This window comes from Methylobacterium sp. HMF5984 (assembly GCF_045033435.1).
Classification (GTDB): Bacteria; Pseudomonadota; Alphaproteobacteria; order Rhizobiales; family Beijerinckiaceae; genus Methylobacterium.
Window position 1 is genome coordinate 3,856,815 of the sequence record NZ_JBJFLN010000001.1, and the last position, 16,235, is coordinate 3,873,049.

Here is a 16,235-nt window from a genome sequence, read left to right on the forward strand (position 1 = left end):
TGTTGCCTACCCCACCGAGCCTTCGAGGCTGATCGAGATCAGCTTCTGAGCCTCGACGGCGAACTCCATCGGCAACTGCTGCAGCACGTCGCGCACGAAGCCGTTGACGATGAGCGCGGTCGCCTCCTCCTCGGAAAGGCCGCGCTGCAGGCAGTAGAACTTCTGGTCCTCGGAGATTTTCGAGGTGGTGGCCTCGTGCTCGAACACCGCGGACGCGTTCTTCGACTCGATGTAGGGCACGGTGTGCGCCCCGCACTGGTCGCCGATCAGCAGGCTGTCGCAATTGGTGAAGTTGCGCGCGTTCGAGGCCTTCTTGTGCGCCGAGACGAGGCCGCGATAGGTGTTCTGCGAGCGGCCCGCCGAGATGCCCTTCGAGATGATCCGGCTGGTGGTGTTCTTGCCGAGGTGGATCATCTTGGTGCCGGAATCGACCTGCTGCATGCCGTTCGACACCGCGATCGAGTAGAACTCGCCGCGGGAATTGTCGCCGCGCAGGATGCAGGACGGGTACTTCCAGGTGATCGCCGAGCCGGTCTCGACCTGCGTCCACGAGATCTTCGAGTTGTCGCCGCGGCAATCGCCGCGCTTGGTCACGAAGTTGTAGATGCCGCCCTTGCCCTCGTTGTCGCCCGGGTACCAGTTCTGGACGGTCGAGTACTTGATCTCGGCGTCCTCCAGGGCGACGAGCTCGACCACCGCGGCGTGCAGCTGGTTGTCGTCGCGCTTCGGGGCGGTGCAGCCCTCGAGATACGAGACGTAGGAGCCCTTGTCGGCGATGATCAGCGTGCGCTCGAACTGGCCGGTGTCGCGCTCGTTGATGCGGAAGTAGGTCGACAGCTCCATCGGGCAGCGCACGCCCGGCGGGATGTAGACGAACGAGCCGTCCGAGAAGACGGCCGAGTTCAGCGTGGCGAAGAAGTTGTCCGTCACCGGCACGACCGAGCCGAGGTACTTCCTGACGAGGTCCGGGTACTCGCGGATCGCCTCCGAGATCGGCATGAAGATCACGCCGGCCTTCGACAGCTCGGCCTTGAACGTCGTCGCGACCGAGACCGAGTCGAACACGGCGTCCACGGCGACGCGGCGCTCGGGGGCGATGCCCTCCAGCACCTCGACCTCGCGGAGCGGGATGCCGAGCTTCTCGTAGGTCTTCAGGATCTCGGGGTCGATCTCGTCGAGCGACATCGCCGCCGGACGCTTCGGCGCGGCGTAGTAGTAGATGTTGTTGTAGTCGACCTTGTCGTAGGCGACGCGGGCCCAGTCCGGCTCCTGCATGGTCTGCCAGCGCTTGTAGGCGTCGAGCCGCCAGGCGAGCATCCACTCCGGCTCGTCCTTCTTGGCCGAGATGAAGCGCACCACATCCTCGGAGATGCCCTTCTCGGACTTCTCCATCTCGATGGTGGTCTCGAAGCCGTACTTGTACTGGTCGAGGTCGATCGAGCGGACCCGATCGATGGTTTCCTGCACGGCAGGCATCAGCGTCTCCTAAGCATCGCCGGTTTCAAGGACCGGAGGCTTCCATGTGAGATGGCGTCGGCGCGGCGCTCAGGCCGCCAGCCCTCGCCGTCTATATAGGGTCTCGACGACCCGTTCGAAGGCACCGAGGAAGCGCGCAGTGTCGCCCTCCCCCGTATTCCAGCCGAGGCTGACGCGTAGCGCCCCCGCGGCCAGAGCAGGGCTCACGCCCATCGCGGCCAGGACCGGCGACCGCGCCACCTTGCCCGACGCGCAGGCCGATCCCGACGACACCGCCACGCCGGCGAGATCGAAGGCAATCAGGGCGGTCGGCGCATCGAGCCCCGGCACCGCGAAGCACAGTGTGTTCGGCAACCGCTCGGCGCCACCGCCGAACACCACCCTATCCGGCGCGCGGGCCAGCACCGCCTCCTCCAGCGCGTCGCGCAGCTGCGCGAGGCGCTGGGATTCCGTATCGAGCGCGAGGCGGGCGATCTCCGCCGCCTCGCCCATCCCGACGAGCCCGGGAAGGTTCTCGGTGCCGCAGCGCAGCCGTGCCTCCTGGCCGCCGCCGCGGACGAAGGCCGCGTCGAGTTGCGCGTCGTCCCGCAACACCAGCGCGCCGACGCCCTTCGGCGCCGAGAACTTGTGCCCGGACAGGGTCAGCGCATCGAGCCCGAGCGCAGCGAAATCGACCGGGATCTTGCCGACCGCCTGCACCGCGTCGCTGTGCACGAGGGTGCGGCCGTGCCGCCTCGCCAGGGCCACGACGGCGGCGATCGGCTGCATCACGCCGGTCTCGTTGTTGGCCGCGTGAACCGAGACGAGCACGTCCCGGTCGCGAAGGGCGTCGAGCCGCGCCGCCAGCGCATCGAGGTCGAGCACGCCGGAAGCCAGGACCGGAAGCGCCTCGACGGCGTCGGCCGGGAAGCGGTGGCCGGCGGTGACGCAGGGGTGCTCGGTCGCGCCGATCAGAAGCCGCGTCGGTGCGGCGCTCCCCCGCCGGCGGAGCGCGCCGGACAGGACGGCGTTGGCCGCCTCGGTGCCGCCACTGGTGAAGGTGACCTGAGACGCCGCGGCACCGACGAGGCGGGCGAGCTTGTCGCGGGCATCCTCGAGCATCGCCCGGGCCGCACGCCCCTCGGCATGGACGGAGGACGGGTTGCCGGGCAGCGCCAGCGCCCGCACGACCGCGTGCGACACCGCCGGTCGGACCGGAGACGTGGCGTTGTGGTCGAGATAGGCGCGGTCCGCTGTCATCCGTTCTCCAACTGGCGAAAGATGCGACATTTCCTTGCTTTGGCACCGGGTCGGCGTGCTAAGCCGCGCCGTCGACACGGTTTCGAACCGCCGAACGGCGTTTCCAGGCTGGTCGGGGAAGACCCCGCTGCCGCGCTGTTTAGAACAGTTCTAATCGCCTAGAATTATTCTAAGAGCGCTTTTACGTCGGGCGCGGGGCGAGTCAAGGCGGTCGCGCGACCGCGCAGGTCGAGGCGTACACGGCCATCCGGGCAGGCGGACTCGCCCGGCATGGCCACAGGAGTCGAGGACACTATGCCCGAGGTCATCTTCACCGGTCCCGCCGGCCGACTGGAGGGTCGCTATCAGGCCCCCAAGAAGCGGGGCGCGCCGATCGCGATCGTGCTGCATCCGCACCCCCAGTTCGGCGGCACGATGAACAATCAGATCGTGTACAACCTCTTCTACACGTTCGCCAATCGCGGCTTCGCGGCCCTGCGCTTCAACTTCCGCGGCGTCGGCCGCAGCCAGGGCGCCTTCGACCACGGCTCGGGCGAGCTGTCGGACGCCGCCGCCGCGCTCGACTGGGTGCAGTCGGTCAACCCCGAGGCCAAGTCCTGCTGGATCGCCGGCGTCTCGTTCGGCTCGTGGATCGGGATGCAGCTGCTGATGCGCCGCCCCGAGATCGAGGGCTTCATCTCGATCGCCGCGATGGCCAACCGCTACGATTTCACTTTCCTCGCGCCCTGCCCCTCCTCCGGCCTGTTCGTGCACGGCTCCGAGGATCGCGTGGCCCCGGCCCGCGAGGTCATGCCGGTGATCGAGAAGGTGAAGACCCAGAAGGGCGTCATCATCGAGCACCAGATGGTCGAGGGCGCCAACCACTTCTTCGACGGGCGCGTCGACGAGCTGACCCAGACGGTCGACACCTACCTCGACAAGCGCCTCGGCAAGAAGGACGAGGTGGCCTGAGGCCACCTCTTTCGAGCGGGCCTCGCAGCGGGCAGGCGCCGTACGGGCGGCCTGCCCTTTTTCCCGCCTCGCGCCCGCGACCGGATCACGCCACCGCGCGATCGGCCGGTGCGGTCAGCACCACCGGCACGGCCGGTGCGCCTTCCCATTCCGAATGCGCCGGGATCGATTCGCCCTTCATCACGATGGTGAGGGGCCGAAGCCGCGCATAGTCGCCGACCTTGGTGTCGTAGAGCACCGTCGAGAACGCGCCGACCGAGACGCCGCGGCCGATCACGACTCGGCCGACCTTCATGATCCGGTCCTCATAGAGGTGGGTCTGCAGGGCGGCGGTGCGGTTGATGGTGGCGAAGTCGCCGATCGTCACGCAGTCGAACTCGGTGATGTCGGTGGTGAGCATGCACACGCCCTCGCCGACCTTCACCCCGAACAGCCGCAGCGCCCAGGGCAGGAACGGCGTGCCCTGGAGATGCTCCAGCAGCACCTTGCCGGCCAGGCCCCAATAGGCGACCGCGATGGCCTCGGTGCGCATCGCCCACCACGACCACATCGGCCGCATGCCGGGCTGATAGACGCCCATCAGCGCCCACTTCATGCCGATGACGGCGGCGGACTGGATCAGCGCGATCGCGACGCTGACCGTGACGAAGCTGACGGCGAGCCCGCTCCAGTCGCGCTCGAGGATCGCCGGGTAGAAGTACCAGTCGATCGCGGTGATCGCGAGGGTGATGTACAGCATCGGCGAGAACGAGGTCGCGAACGCCTCGAACACGCCGCGGCGGAGCTTGACCAGCGTGCCCGGCTCGTAGGTCTGAGCCAGCGTTCCGACGTCGACGCGCTGACGCGACGGCAGCTTGATCGGCGGCGAGCCGAACCAGGTGTCGCCCGGCGCCATCTCCTCGTTGGCCGGCGGCTTCGACTTGATGCCGATCAGCACGTCGTCGGGGATGTCGGCGCCCGGCGGCACCACCGCGTCGTTGCCGACGAACACCCGCGCGCCCGTGCGGGCCGGCTGGAGGTGCATCCAGCCGCGGCGGATCTCCTCCTCGCCGTAGACCACCTCGTCGGCGATGAAGTTGCGGCTGCCGACCTCGGCGAGGTCGTGGCGGCTGCCGAGGTTGGTCGAGATCTCGGCGCCCTCCCCCATCCGGGCGCCCATCAGGCGGTACCACGCCCGCATGTAGACGGTGGCGAACAGCGAGGAGAGCGTCTCCAGCGTCACCTCGGCGGCGAGCGCCACCGACCACTTGCGCAGGTAGAAGCCGGACCAGATCGAGTAGGTGCCCGAGCGCCGCCGCGGCAGCACCAGCCAGCGGATGCCGGCGATGAGCAGCACCGTGCCGGCGGTCATCAGCATGGCGGTGGGCCATGTCAGCAGCGGCAGGTACCAGTGGTAGTCGATGTCGGTGATGTCGGAGAGCGAGTCCGAGATCTGGTCGAAGATGAAGAACGCCGGAAAGATCGGCAGCAGGCCGACGGCGGGGATCGCGCCGAGCAGCAGGAGGTAGATCGCCCCGAAGCCGGCCCGGCGCCGGGCCGAGGCCGGGGCCTGCTCCGGAAGCTCCGCGACGTCGGCCATCCCGACCTTTCGTCCGGGCGAGCCGTCCCAGCGCTCTGCGGCGCCGATGCGCGTGCCGGCCGGAACGGTGGTGAGGTCGGCGATCTCGGCGTTGTCGGCGATCACCGTGTCATGGCTGAGGACGCAGGAGGTGCCGACCGCCACGTCCCGGCCAATCTCGACCCGTCCGATCACCAGCTCGTTGCCGACGATCTCGGCGTTGGCGACGACGAGGCGGCCGCCGAGCGACGCGCCGTCGCCGATCGAGAGCAGGTCCGGGGCACCGATCTCGATGTCGGAGATCAGGGTGTCGCGACCGACCTTCGCGCCCATCAACCGGAGGTAGACGGCGATCGCGGGCGAGCCCTGCAGCCACTTGACGTGGACCAGCGGCGCCAGGCGCTGCGCCAGCCACCAGCGGAAATAATACGCGCCCCAGAGCGGGTAGCGGCCGGGCTTCGTGCGGCCGAGGACGAGCCACTTGGCCGCGACCGCGATGGTCGCCGTCACCGCGTTGATCGCCACGTAGACGAGGAGCAGCACGCCGAGCTCGCCGAAGAAGCCGAGGCCGCCGCCGGTGAGCAGCAGGTAGGTGACGAAGATGCCGAGCCATTGCGCGGTCGCGAGCGCGATCACGAACGGCAGGGCCACCGCCTGGGCGAGCCCGCACAGCGCGCGGCGCCGGAGCGGCGGCGGCACGAAGGCGAGGTCGCGGATCGCGGTCTCGATGCCGGCGCCGCCGGTGCGGGCGATCAGCGCGTCCGAGATCCGGCGCAGGGTGCGCTCGCGGTAGACGTCCTGCAGCGTGATGCCGGCGAGCGCCGGGGCCTCGCGCACGGCTCCGACGAAGCGGGCGGCGAGCAGCGAATGGCCGCCGAGGTCGGAGAAGAAGTCGCCCTCGAGCGCGATCGGCTGGTTGCCGAAGACCTGCTTGGCGGCGGCCAGCAGCGCCGCCTCGGTCTGGTTCTCCGGGGGCTCCTGCTCGTCGTCGGCATCGACGATGGTGAGCGTCGCGACGCGAAGCGCCTTGCGGTCGACCTTGCCGGAGGTGAGGCGCGGCAGAACCTCGGCCGCCTCGAAATGGCCGGGCACCATGTAGGGCGGCATCTGCTCGGCCAGCGTCCGGCGCAAAGCCGCGCGGTCGAGGTCGTGGCCGCGGTCCGGCACGATGAACGCGACCAGCCGGTCGACGCCGTCGTCGTTGCACAGCACCACCGCGGCCTGGGCGATCCCGGGCTGGGCCTGGATCCGCGACTCGATCTCGCCGAGCTCGACGCGGAAGCCGCGGATCTTGACCTGGTCGTCGATGCGGCCGTGGAACAGGATGTTGCCGCCGGCGTCGAGCGAGACCGCGTCGCCCGAGCGGTAGAGCAGCGGGTCGGCGCCGTCCGAGGCGTAGGGGTTGGCGATGAACTTGTCCGCGGTCAGCTCCGGCCGCTGCAGGTAGCCCTTCGCGACGCCGGGGCCGCCGATCAGCAGCTCGCCCGGCTCGCCGCGCCCGAGCAGGCGCAGGTCCTCGCCGGCGACGTAGACCGAGTAGTTCGCGATCGGGCCGCCGATGGTCACCGGCACGCCCGGGCGCATTTCGGCGGCGGTCGCGACCACCGTGGCCTCGGTCGGCCCGTAGGTGTTGAACAGCTTTCGCGAAGGCGTCGCCCAGCGTGCGACCAGCGGCTCGGGAAGCGCCTCGCCGCCGAGCAGGATCAGCCGCACGCTCGGCAGCTCTGCGGTGATCATCGCCAGCAGCGTCGGCACGGTGTCGATCACCGTGACCCCGGCCTCGGCGATGATCCGGGGCAGCGACTCGACGTCGCCCATCATCGCCGGGCTCGCGACGAACAGCGTCGCGCCGACGAGGTACGGGACCCAGATCTCCTCCATCGAGAGGTCGAAGGCGACCGAAGCGCCCTGGAAGACCACGTCATCCGGCGCCATCCCGTAGAGCGCGTTTCCGGAGCGCAGGAAGTGGCAGATGTTGGCGTGGCTGATGACGATGCCCTTCGGCACGCCGGTCGAGCCGGAGGTGTAGATCAAGTAGGCGGAATGCTGCGGCGTCAGGCCGCCGGCGCGAAGGTCCGGCGTCGCCGCGTCCGCGGGCGTGCCGGCGAGCAGCGCATCGAGCGTCAGGGCCGGCGCGACGTCGGGCGCGCCCGGGGCCAGCGCCTCGGAGACCAGCAGGGCCTTCGCGGCGGCGTCGCCGAGGCAGACCGCGACCCGGTCGGCCGGCGCCTCGGCGTCGAACGGCAGCCAGGCGGCGCCGGACAGCGTGATCCCGATCTGGGCGGTGAGCAGGTCCGGCCCGCGCGCCATCCACAGGCCGACCACGTCGCCCGGCCCGATCCCGCGATGTGCGAGACCCGCCGCGATCCGTCCGGCGCGGGCGAAGACCTCGGCATAGGTGAGATGCGGGTTCCGGCCCGACGCGTCCTTGGCGGCGCCGTCGATCAGCGCCGGATGGTCCGGCCGTGCCCGCGCGGTCTCGGCGAAGATCTCGCCAAGAACCTCGTCGCGGATCAGGTCGGGACGCACCGGGCCGCGCAGCACGGCCCGGTCGGACGGGGTCGCCGCGGGGTGCCGGTCCGCTTCGGGCCGGATCATCTCGCCGAGGCTACTCATCGCATGCTCCGCTGCCAGCTCCGGGCGGAGCTGGGTTCCCGTCTGTCTCGCATGCGCACCCGGCCGGCGATCGGAGCGCGTTCCTGACGCGGGATCGTGCCGTTATCGAGGCAGTCCGCCGATCGGGTCGAGGCCGTGCGAACCGGCCCCGAGACCTCGCTGTATACCGGACCTTTGAACGGGTCTTGAACGGTCGGCGACAAACCTCAGGCCCAGCGCCATCCGGCCGCGTCCACGACGAGCACCGAGCCCTGGCGGACGGCGATCCGCGGGGCGGCCTTGATGTCGAGGTGGCCGAGCGCCACCAGCATCGCGCGGGCGACGCCGCCATGGGCGACCACGACGGTGGCCGGCGCCAGGTCGGAAAAGACCGGCGCGACGCGCTCGGTCAGCATCGCGTAGCTCTCGGCGCCGGTGCCCGAGGGGCGATAGCCCCAGCGGTCGCGGTCGCGGGCGCCGGCGCCGCCGGGATCGCGGCGGCGGATCTCGGCCCAGGTCTGCCCTTCCCACGCCCCGAAATGGATCTCCATCAGCCGGGGATCGCTGCGGTACTCGGTCGGCGCGAGGCCGAGGCGGTCGCGCAGGATCTCCATGGTGCGCCGCGTGCGGCTCAGGGGGCTCGCGATGAAGTCGGCCTCGGCGAGCCGGTCGCCCGCGAGCGCCGCGAGCCGGTCCGCGGCGTCAGCCGCCTGCCCCTGACCGACGGCGTTGAGGCCGATGTCGCGCTGCCCCTGCAAGCGCCCCTCGGCATTCCAGTCGGTCTGCCCGTGCCGGATGAAGTAGATCGTCGGGATGGGCCTCACGCTCCGGCGGTTCCAGTCGGCGCCCTCACCGGTCGCGTCCTGAGCGAAGGTCTCGCGGCGGCTGCGCGGGCGGGTTCATGAGGGTGGCGTCCAACGGGCATGGCGGTCTGAAGGGCTCGGGTCGCCCTCGGATGCAAGGCGGGTGCCCGATCTAGGCCGGGACGCGATCGGTCGGTAGAAGGTCTGTCCATGAGCAAGAAGCACCGCAAGACGGATCGGCGCCATAAGGCGGGGACAGCCGGTGTGACAAAGTCGCCGGACCGTTCCGCCCAGGATGCCCGGCGCAAGGCGCCTTCCTCTTCTCTCTGGGCGGCCGCGACGGCCGAGATCGCAGGCATCGCGCCCGCGCTGATCGATGCGCACGCGCCCGCCACCGTCGCGGCGGCCGACGGCATCGTCACCGTCGTGCCGGGCAGCCGGTTCGATCTCGCGAAGGTCGACGCCGACGCCGACGGCGGCTTCGACAAGGACTGGGCGAAGGCGGCGCTCGCCACCGAGCGCACGCGGATCCAGGCGCTTCAGGAAAAGCTCTACGCCGAGCGGCAGCGCAGCCTGCTCGTGGTGTTCCAGGCGATCGACACCGGCGGAAAGGACGGCACCATCCGCGCGGTCCTGGAAGGCGTGAACCCGCAAGGCTGCACGGTCGCCTCGTTCAAGGTACCGTCGACCGAGGAGCGCGAGCACGACTTCCTGTGGCGCTACCATCAGCGCACGCCCGGGCGCGGGATGATCGGCGTGTTCAACCGCAGCCACTACGAGGACGTGCTGGTCGTGCGCGTGAAGGGCCTGGTGCCGGAGCCGGTCTGGCAGGCGCGCTACGGCTTGATCAACGACTTCGAGCGCCTGCTCACCGAATCGGGGACCCACATCCTGAAATTCTTCCTGCACATCTCGAAGGACGAGCAGAAGCAGCGCCTGGAAGCGCGGATCGCGAACCCGGACAAGCACTGGAAGTTCGATCCGGCCGACCTGGTCGAGCGCAAGTCCTGGGATGCCTATCAGGCGGCGTTCTCGGACGCGCTGACCCGATGCTCGACGCCGCACGCGCCCTGGCACGTGGTGCCGGCCAACCGGAAGTGGTTCCGCAACCTCGTCATCGCCCGCACCATCGCCGACACGCTGGACGCGATGGACCCGCAGTTCCCGGAAGCAGTGGCGGGCATCGCGGATCTGGTCGTGCCGGACTGACGGCGCCGCGAGGCACGGTTCGGGATGGTGTTTCCCGATTATCCGAAGCGGATCTTCGAAGCCTCCGAGCTCTCCGATGGGACGCTCCGGTTCCTCGCCCTCGCGGGAGCCCTGCTCGCCTACCGGCTTCCGCCTTTCGTCGCCCTGAACGAGCCCGAGGCGAGCCTGCACCCTGACCTGCTGGCTCCCCTCGCTCGCATGATCGTCAAGGCGGCCGAACGCACGCAGGTCTGGCTCGTGACCCATTCCGAACGGCTGGCCGACGCAATCCTCGACGAGCGGGGCGCGCGAAGCCCCACCGCGTGATCAAGCGCCAGGGCGCGACCTGGATCGCCGGGCTGAAGCTGTCGGGGAATTTCGAGGACGGTGATTGACGCCGGCCTTCGCCGGCGCGCCCGCCCTCAATCCTTGTCGAGGCTCAGGTCCGGCGCCTCGGGGTTCTTCATGCCGACCACGTGGTAGCCGGCGTCGACGTGCAGGATCTCGCCGGTCATGCCGCGGGACATGTCGGAGATCAGGTAGGCGGCGGTCTCGCCGACCTCGCCGATCGTCACCGTGCGCCGCAGGGGGGCGTTGTACTCGTTCCACTTCAGAATGTAGCGGAAGTCGCCGATGCCGGAGGCGGCGAGCGTCTTGATCGGGCCGGCCGAGATCGCGTTGACGCGGATGTTCGAGGGGCCGAGATCGGCGGCGAGGTAGCGCACCGAGGCTTCGAGCGCGGCCTTGGCGACGCCCATGACGTTGTAGTGCGGCATCCACTTCTCGGCGCCGTAATAGGTCAGCGTCAGGAGCGAGCCGCCGTTCGGCATGATCTTCTCGGCGCGCTGCGCGACGGCCGTGAACGAGTAGCACGAGATTATGAGCGACTTGGTGAAGTTCGCCTCGGTCGTCTCGACGTAGCGCCCGGTCAGCTCGTCCTTGTCCGAGAAGGCGATGCAGTGGACGACGAAGTCGATGCCCTCGGGGAAGATCTCGGCGGTCGCCGCGAACACCGCGTCGATCGAGGCCGGGTCGGTGACGTCGCAATGGCCGACGACGTGGGCGTCGAGCTCGCGCGCCAGGGGCTCGACGCGCTTCTTCAGGGCGTCGCCCTGGTAGGTGAAGGCCAGCTTGGCACCGTGGGCATGCGCGCTCTTGGCGATGCCCCAGGCGATCGAGCGGTTGTTGGCGACGCCGAGCACGAGGCCGCGCTTGCCCGCGAGCAGGTTGCTGCCCGGCGCGGCGTCCCTGCCCGCGCCCTGCTCGTCCGTTGCGTCGAAAGCCGCCATGCCACACCCGAAAATTCGCTTCGGCACCCGGGACTCCCGGCCGCCCCGCTCGACGGGGCGGCGGTCTCGCGCCGGAGGCATCCTTAGCGGAGGCGCGTCGGGGACGGAAGTCCGCCGGATCGGCGCGATACGCCGCCGGCTACTCGGCCCGCGCGGTGCGCCGGCTCCTCACGAACTCGGTCAGGGCCGCGTCGTCCGCGGGCAGCTGGATCGCGGTGACGGCGAGCAGGTCGCCGCGGGTGCCGTCCTTCTTCGGCAGGCCCTTGCCGCGGAGGCGGAAGGTGCGGCCGGACGAGGTCATCGGCGGCATCTTCATCTCGACCGCGCCGGTCAGGGTCGGCACGCGGATCGCGCCGCCGAGCACCGCATCCTCGAGCGGCAGGTCGACGGTGGCGCGCAGGTCGGCGCCCTCGACGGTGAAGCGGGCATGCGGCAGCACCCGGATCGTCAGAAGCGCATCGCCCGGCTCGGAGCGCGGGCCGCCGGGCGAGCCGAGGCCGCGCAGGCGGATCGTCTGCCCGTCCACGACGCCCTTCGGGATCATCACGTCGAACTCGCGGCCGCCCGGCAGGCCGACCCGCAGCTTCTCCTCGCTGCCGATCTGCTCGAGGGTGACGCCGAGCTCGGCCGCCACGTCCTCGCCGCGGGCGGGCGGGCGCTGGCCCGGCCCGGCGCCACCGGCGCGGAACGCCTCGCCGAACAGGTGCGAGAAGATGTCCTCCCCGACGCCCCCCGCCGGGCCGCCACGGCCGCGGGCCGCGTTGTTGAAGTCGAACCCGCCGGCGCGGCCGCCGCCGAAGCCCTCGAACCCGGTTGCGCGCGGCTTGCCGTCGGCGTCGATCTCGCCACGGTCGAACTGGCGGCGCTTCTCCGGCTCACCGAGGATCTCGTAGGCGGCGTTCGCCTCGGCGAAGCGATCCTTCGCCTTCGCGTCCTTGTTGGTGTCCGGATGGTAGGTCTTGGCGAGCTTGCGGTAGGCCTTCTTGATCTCAGCCTCGCCGGCGCCCTTGGGGACGCCCAGCACCTCGTAGGGATTGCGCATCGGTCTCTTGAACTTCGTGGTTTCGCGCCGGCTGTGGAGCAGCGGCCATCCAGGCCGCATGTGGGCGGCCTGTTGCTCTCGCGCAACGTAGGGGCGACGAGACTCGGCGCAAGCGCGGCCGGCGTCAACCCGAACGCGTCACGCGGCCGAGCCGCCTCGCATCGTTCGCGCTCAGCTCGTCTTGCCCGATCCGGCCTTGCCGGTGCGGATGCGCTTGAGTTCCCACTCGCCGCCGGACGGCTTGCAACCGGTGCCGCGCACGAAGCGGTTGTTCCCGGGAGCGATCACGCTGGCGAGGAAATCGCGGCAGATCAGGTCGTGGGCGACGTAGGGCAGCCCGGTCGGGTTGATCGTGCCGCGCAGGCTGGTCTCGGGGTTGTCCCACTTCACCGGCTTGCCATTGCCCTGCGGGTCGAGGGCGACCGAGAGTGCGGCGTAGGCGCGGCGCCAATCCTCTTCGCCCAGGTCCGAGCCGAAGCTCGTCGGGCGCCGGCTGATGCTGCCGGTGACGATCGGCTCGTCGGCGGCGGTCTCCGTTCTGGCCTCGGGATTGGCATCCGCCCGGAAGATCAGGAGCGGCTGGCTGCAGCCGCAGAGCATCGACGCGAGACCCGCGGCCAGTGCCACCGGCGCGAGCCGCCCCGCCCGCGCTTCCGCCCGCGGCATCGCCGCAGCCCCTTCCTTCTTGTCGCGACGACGCATTACACCTGAACCCGAGACCCTGAACCCAAGACGAGATGGCGCGTAAGTGTGCTCCAACGTCGGTGCCCCCCGACCCGGATCTCACAACGGAGGATTAAGTCGTGGACGCGTTAAAGATCGATGAGTCGGGCGGGCGCGATGCGGTCCCGGATGCCGCCGACTTCACCCTGAGCGACGATCCGTTCGGCCTGTTCGCCGCCTGGATGGCCGAGGCGACGGAATCCGAGCCCGAGGACGCCAACGCGATCGCGCTGGCCACCACAGGCGCGGACGGCCTGCCCGACGTGCGGATGGTGCTGCTGAAGGGCTTCGATGAGCGCGGCTTCGTCTTCTACACCAACGTCGAATCGGCGAAGGGCGAGGAGCTCGCCGCCAACCCGCAGGCCGCCTTCGTGCTGCACTGGAAGAGCCTGCGCAGGCAGATCCGCGTCCGCGGTCCGGTGTCGCGAGTGACGCCCGAGGAGGCGGACGCCTACTTCGCCAGCCGCCACCGCGACAGCCGGCTCGGCGCCATCGCCAGCCGCCAGTCGCGCCCGCTCGCGGGCCGCGACGCGCTGATGGCGGAGGTGGCGGAGCTGTCGGCCCGCTACGAGGACGGGCCGGTGCCGCGGCCGGAGAACTGGACCGGGTTCCGGATCGCCCCGGTGGCGATGGAGTTCTGGCGCAACGGCGACTACCGCCTGCACGACCGCGTCCGGTTCACCCGCAACGGCGAGGGCTGGGATCGGTCGCGCCTCTATCCCTGAGAAGCCGCTACGGGATCAGGGGCGGCAGCGGCGGCGCGACACCCTCCGGCAGGGCGGTGCGGGCGACGTTCATCGTCATCGCGAGCAAGGCGTAATAGCCGTTGATCCCGGTGAGATCGATCGCGCCCTGCTCGCCGTAGAGCGCGACGAGGGCCGCGTAGGTCGGGTCGCTCACCGCCTTGTTGCGCTGGAGCTCGGTCGAGAACGCGTAGACCGCGGCTTCCTCGGCCGACATGCCCTCCGGCCGCCGGCCTTCCGCGATCGCCTGCGCCACGTCCGCGTCGACGCCGGCCTTCAGCGCGATCGGATGGTGGATCTGCCACTCGATCTGCTGGCTCCACTCGCGGGCGACGATCAGGATGGCGAACTCGCTGATCCTGAGCGGCAGAACGCTGTCGTAGCGCAGGTACAGGCCCATATCGCTCGCGCGCAGCATCAGGTCGGGGCTGCGCAGCAGCGGCACGAACGGGCCGAAGACCGGCGTCTTGCGCGCTGCGAAGAACGCGTCCGACGCCGCGAGCTGCGCCGGGGTGAGCCGATCCGCGGAAATGGCGGGCATGCGATCGGTGGGGCGGGCCGTGGTCGGCATGAGGGGGCGATCCGGTGCGAGGGGCTGCGGAGCCCCGGTGATCCCGCCGCATCGGTGCCTGGTCAAGCGTCCCCGCCGGTGTTGCGACGCGGCGAAGTCCCTGGATTTTCGGGCCGGCTGCGCTTAGACCTTGGGCTCAGCGCGGCGGCCCGCCGGGGTGCCCCGGCGCCGACCCCGATCGGAAGCGAGGCACGGCCTTGGCCATACCCGGAAACGAACGCCGTCGCGTCATGCTGCTTACCGGGGCGAGCCGGGGCATCGGCCACGCCACCGTCAAGCGCTTCTCCGCGGCGGGATGGCGGGTGATCACCTGCTCGCGCCACGCCTTTCCCGAGAACTGCCCATGGGAGATGGGCCCGGAGGACCACCTCCAGGTCGACCTCGCCGACGCCGAGGATACCGTGCGCGGGGTCCGCGAGGTCGCCGAGCGGCTGTCGATCGAGGGCGGCCTGCTCCACGCGCTGGTCAACAATGCCGGCATCTCGCCGAAGGGGCCGAACGGCGAGCGCCTCGGCGCCCTGCCGACCGACTTCGCGACCTGGCAGCGGGTGTTCCAAGTGAACTTCTTCGCGCCCGTGCTGCTCGCCCAGGGCCTGCGCGACGAGCTCGCCCGCGCCAAGGGGTCGATCGTCAACGTCACCTCGATCGCCGGGTCGCGCGTCCACCCGTTCGCGGGCGCGGCCTACGGCACCTCGAAGTCGGCGCTGGCCGGCCTGACCCGCGAGATGGCCGCCGATTTCGGGCCGCTGGGCGTGCGCGTCAACGCGATCTCGCCCGGCGAGATCGACACCGCGATCCTGTCGCCCGGAACCGACAAGCTGGTCGAGCAGATCCCGCAGCGCCGCCTCGGCACGCCCGACGAGGTCGCCAAAGCGATCTACTTCCTGTGCACCGAGGCCTCGTCCTACGTGAACGGCGCTGAGCTGCACATCAACGGCGGGCAGCATGTCTGACCGGCTGTCCCGCTGGTTGCTCCTCGTCGTTCTCGCCGCCACGCCCGCCGCCGCCGAGCCGGCGGTCACGATCCTCGATCTGCCGTTCCAGGCGACCGCGATGCGCGGGCCGCGGAGCGAGGTCGCCGTCGCGGTGGCGACGTCCGGGCTGATCCCGCTCGCCCGGCCGACGGCGGCGCCGGCCGCGCCGGACGTCGGCGAGGAGGAGAGCGCGCCCCTCGTCGTGGTCTGGGGCAAGGAGGGCGGCGCGGCCCTGAGCCTCGTCGACGGCGCGATCAGGACGACGCTGCTCGGTGCCGAGGCGATCGCGGGACTGACGGCAGCCGAGACGCCGCGCGGGGCCGTTCCGGGCTCGCGCCGTATGCTGTCGGGTGCGGCCTCCGCCTACCTGACCGGGGCCACCCGCGCGATCGGCGCCGCCCCCTCGGCGGCGGGCCTCACCATCCGCGAGCGCCAGCCGGTGGCGATGGGCGGCGATCCGAAGCCGGTGCCGGTCTCGACCGTGACGGTCGCCGCCGGCCCGGACGCGACCTTCGCCCTCGCGAGGCCGCGCGCCGTGCGCCTCGCCGCACGCCAGGCCTTCGTCGTGGCGACGCTCCACGGCGGCGATGCGTCGGGTCTGGCCCTCGTCACCCGCGCCGGCATCGGCGACTGGGCTGTCACCGCCCGGACGCCGTTCCAGAACGGCGCTCCGCTGCGGATCGCCGCCGTCGCCGACTTCGCCGGGACCGGATCGCCGCAGGTCGCCGCGGTTCTCGCGAAGGGCGGGCGCCTCCAGCTCTGGACGCCGGCCGTCGACGCCTTCACCCTCGCCGGCGAGGCGCCGGGCTACGCCTCCGGCCCGGACGACGTCGATCTCGCCGCCGCGGTCGAGGGCGAAGGCAGCGCGCAGGCGGACCTCGCTCTGCCCGTCGCCGACAATTCGGCCATCGCCCTCGTCTCTCTGAAGGGCGGCATCAGGGAGCGCGCGCGGATCGCGCTGCCCGCCCCCGCCGCCTACGGCGTCGCCGCGCTCGGGCGCGGGACGAAGGTGCGCATCCTCGTCGGCCTGTCCGACGGACGCGTCGCGGTCGTCGCGCCGGATGGGACGAAGCCGTGAGCGAG

14 protein-coding genes are annotated in these 16,235 nt (G+C 70.8%); 6 read left to right on the top strand and 8 right to left on the bottom strand.

What is annotated here, in order from left to right:
• Positions 1 to 6: 6 nt before the first annotated feature.
• Positions 7 to 1,476, bottom strand: coding sequence for a Fe-S cluster assembly protein SufB (sufB, locus tag ACFZ8E_RS18735; protein WP_147726380.1), 1,470 nt, complete (start codon positions 1,474 to 1,476; stop codon positions 7 to 9).
• A gap of 69 nt (positions 1,477 to 1,545) precedes the next feature.
• A complete protein-coding gene (locus ACFZ8E_RS18740; protein ID WP_405043463.1) occupies positions 1,546 to 2,715 on the bottom strand; it encodes a cysteine desulfurase family protein in 1,170 nt (389 codons plus the stop codon).
• A 294-nt stretch (positions 2,716 to 3,009) separates the two neighbouring features.
• On the opposite strand from ACFZ8E_RS18740, the gene ACFZ8E_RS18745 reads away from it, so the two are divergent.
• Complete coding sequence (locus tag ACFZ8E_RS18745) at positions 3,010 to 3,666, top strand: alpha/beta hydrolase (RefSeq protein WP_147726378.1); 657 nt, start codon at positions 3,010 to 3,012, stop codon at positions 3,664 to 3,666.
• An 85-nt stretch (positions 3,667 to 3,751) separates the two neighbouring features.
• Here ACFZ8E_RS18745 and ACFZ8E_RS18750 read toward each other — a convergent pair whose 3' ends face one another.
• Positions 3,752 to 7,840, bottom strand: a complete 4,089-nt coding sequence (locus tag ACFZ8E_RS18750) for a Pls/PosA family non-ribosomal peptide synthetase (RefSeq protein ID WP_405043464.1) — start codon at positions 7,838 to 7,840, stop codon at positions 3,752 to 3,754.
• Between the two features lie 206 nt (positions 7,841 to 8,046).
• The gene (locus ACFZ8E_RS18755; RefSeq protein WP_147728844.1) at positions 8,047 to 8,643 is read right to left on the bottom strand and encodes a histidine phosphatase family protein; all 597 of its coding nucleotides are present in this window, start codon (positions 8,641 to 8,643) and stop codon (positions 8,047 to 8,049) included.
• A 189-nt stretch (positions 8,644 to 8,832) separates the two neighbouring features.
• Here ACFZ8E_RS18755 and ACFZ8E_RS18760 point away from each other — a divergent pair, with 189 nt between their 5' ends.
• Both ACFZ8E_RS18760 and ACFZ8E_RS18765 read left to right on the top strand, forming a co-directional pair.
• Positions 8,833 to 9,831 (top strand): polyphosphate kinase 2 family protein, encoded by a 999-nt coding sequence (locus ACFZ8E_RS18760; RefSeq protein ID WP_405043465.1) that lies wholly within the window; start codon positions 8,833 to 8,835, stop codon positions 9,829 to 9,831.
• 24 nt (positions 9,832 to 9,855) lie between these two features.
• Positions 9,856 to 10,137 carry an AAA family ATPase gene (locus ACFZ8E_RS18765; RefSeq protein WP_405043466.1) on the top strand — a complete coding sequence of 94 codons (282 nt, stop codon included), beginning with the start codon at positions 9,856 to 9,858 and terminating at the stop codon, positions 10,135 to 10,137.
• 95 nt (positions 10,138 to 10,232) lie between these two features.
• Here ACFZ8E_RS18765 and fabI read toward each other — a convergent pair whose 3' ends face one another.
• From fabI to ACFZ8E_RS18780, 3 genes are all read right to left on the bottom strand, one after another.
• Positions 10,233 to 11,099, bottom strand: a complete 867-nt coding sequence (gene fabI, locus ACFZ8E_RS18770; RefSeq protein ID WP_405043467.1) for an enoyl-ACP reductase FabI — start codon at positions 11,097 to 11,099, stop codon at positions 10,233 to 10,235.
• A 139-nt stretch (positions 11,100 to 11,238) separates the two neighbouring features.
• The gene (locus tag ACFZ8E_RS18775) at positions 11,239 to 12,141 is read right to left on the bottom strand and encodes a DnaJ C-terminal domain-containing protein (protein WP_243932344.1); all 903 of its coding nucleotides are present in this window, start codon (positions 12,139 to 12,141) and stop codon (positions 11,239 to 11,241) included.
• A 171-nt stretch (positions 12,142 to 12,312) separates the two neighbouring features.
• Positions 12,313 to 12,843 carry an RT0821/Lpp0805 family surface protein gene (locus ACFZ8E_RS18780; RefSeq protein WP_405043468.1) on the bottom strand — a complete coding sequence of 177 codons (531 nt, stop codon included), beginning with the start codon at positions 12,841 to 12,843 and terminating at the stop codon, positions 12,313 to 12,315.
• 167 nt (positions 12,844 to 13,010) lie between these two features.
• Between ACFZ8E_RS18780 and pdxH the strand changes: the two genes are divergently transcribed.
• Positions 13,011 to 13,589, top strand: coding sequence for a pyridoxamine 5'-phosphate oxidase (pdxH, locus tag ACFZ8E_RS18785; protein ID WP_279603455.1), 579 nt, complete (start codon positions 13,011 to 13,013; stop codon positions 13,587 to 13,589).
• 7 nt (positions 13,590 to 13,596) lie between these two features.
• On the opposite strand, the gene ACFZ8E_RS18790 is transcribed toward pdxH, so the two are convergent.
• Positions 13,597 to 14,148 carry a carboxymuconolactone decarboxylase family protein gene (locus ACFZ8E_RS18790; RefSeq protein WP_244030504.1) on the bottom strand — a complete coding sequence of 184 codons (552 nt, stop codon included), beginning with the start codon at positions 14,146 to 14,148 and terminating at the stop codon, positions 13,597 to 13,599.
• Between the two features lie 260 nt (positions 14,149 to 14,408).
• Between ACFZ8E_RS18790 and ACFZ8E_RS18795 the strand changes: the two genes are divergently transcribed.
• Positions 14,409 to 15,131: an SDR family NAD(P)-dependent oxidoreductase gene (locus ACFZ8E_RS18795; protein ID WP_147728807.1), complete on the top strand. Its 723-nt coding sequence runs from the start codon at positions 14,409 to 14,411 to the stop codon at positions 15,129 to 15,131.
• Complete coding sequence (locus ACFZ8E_RS18800; protein ID WP_405043469.1) at positions 15,124 to 16,230, top strand: hypothetical protein; 1,107 nt, start codon at positions 15,124 to 15,126, stop codon at positions 16,228 to 16,230. Before ACFZ8E_RS18795 ends, ACFZ8E_RS18800 begins: the two co-directional genes overlap by 8 nt.
• Positions 16,231 to 16,235: the final 5 nt, after the last annotated feature.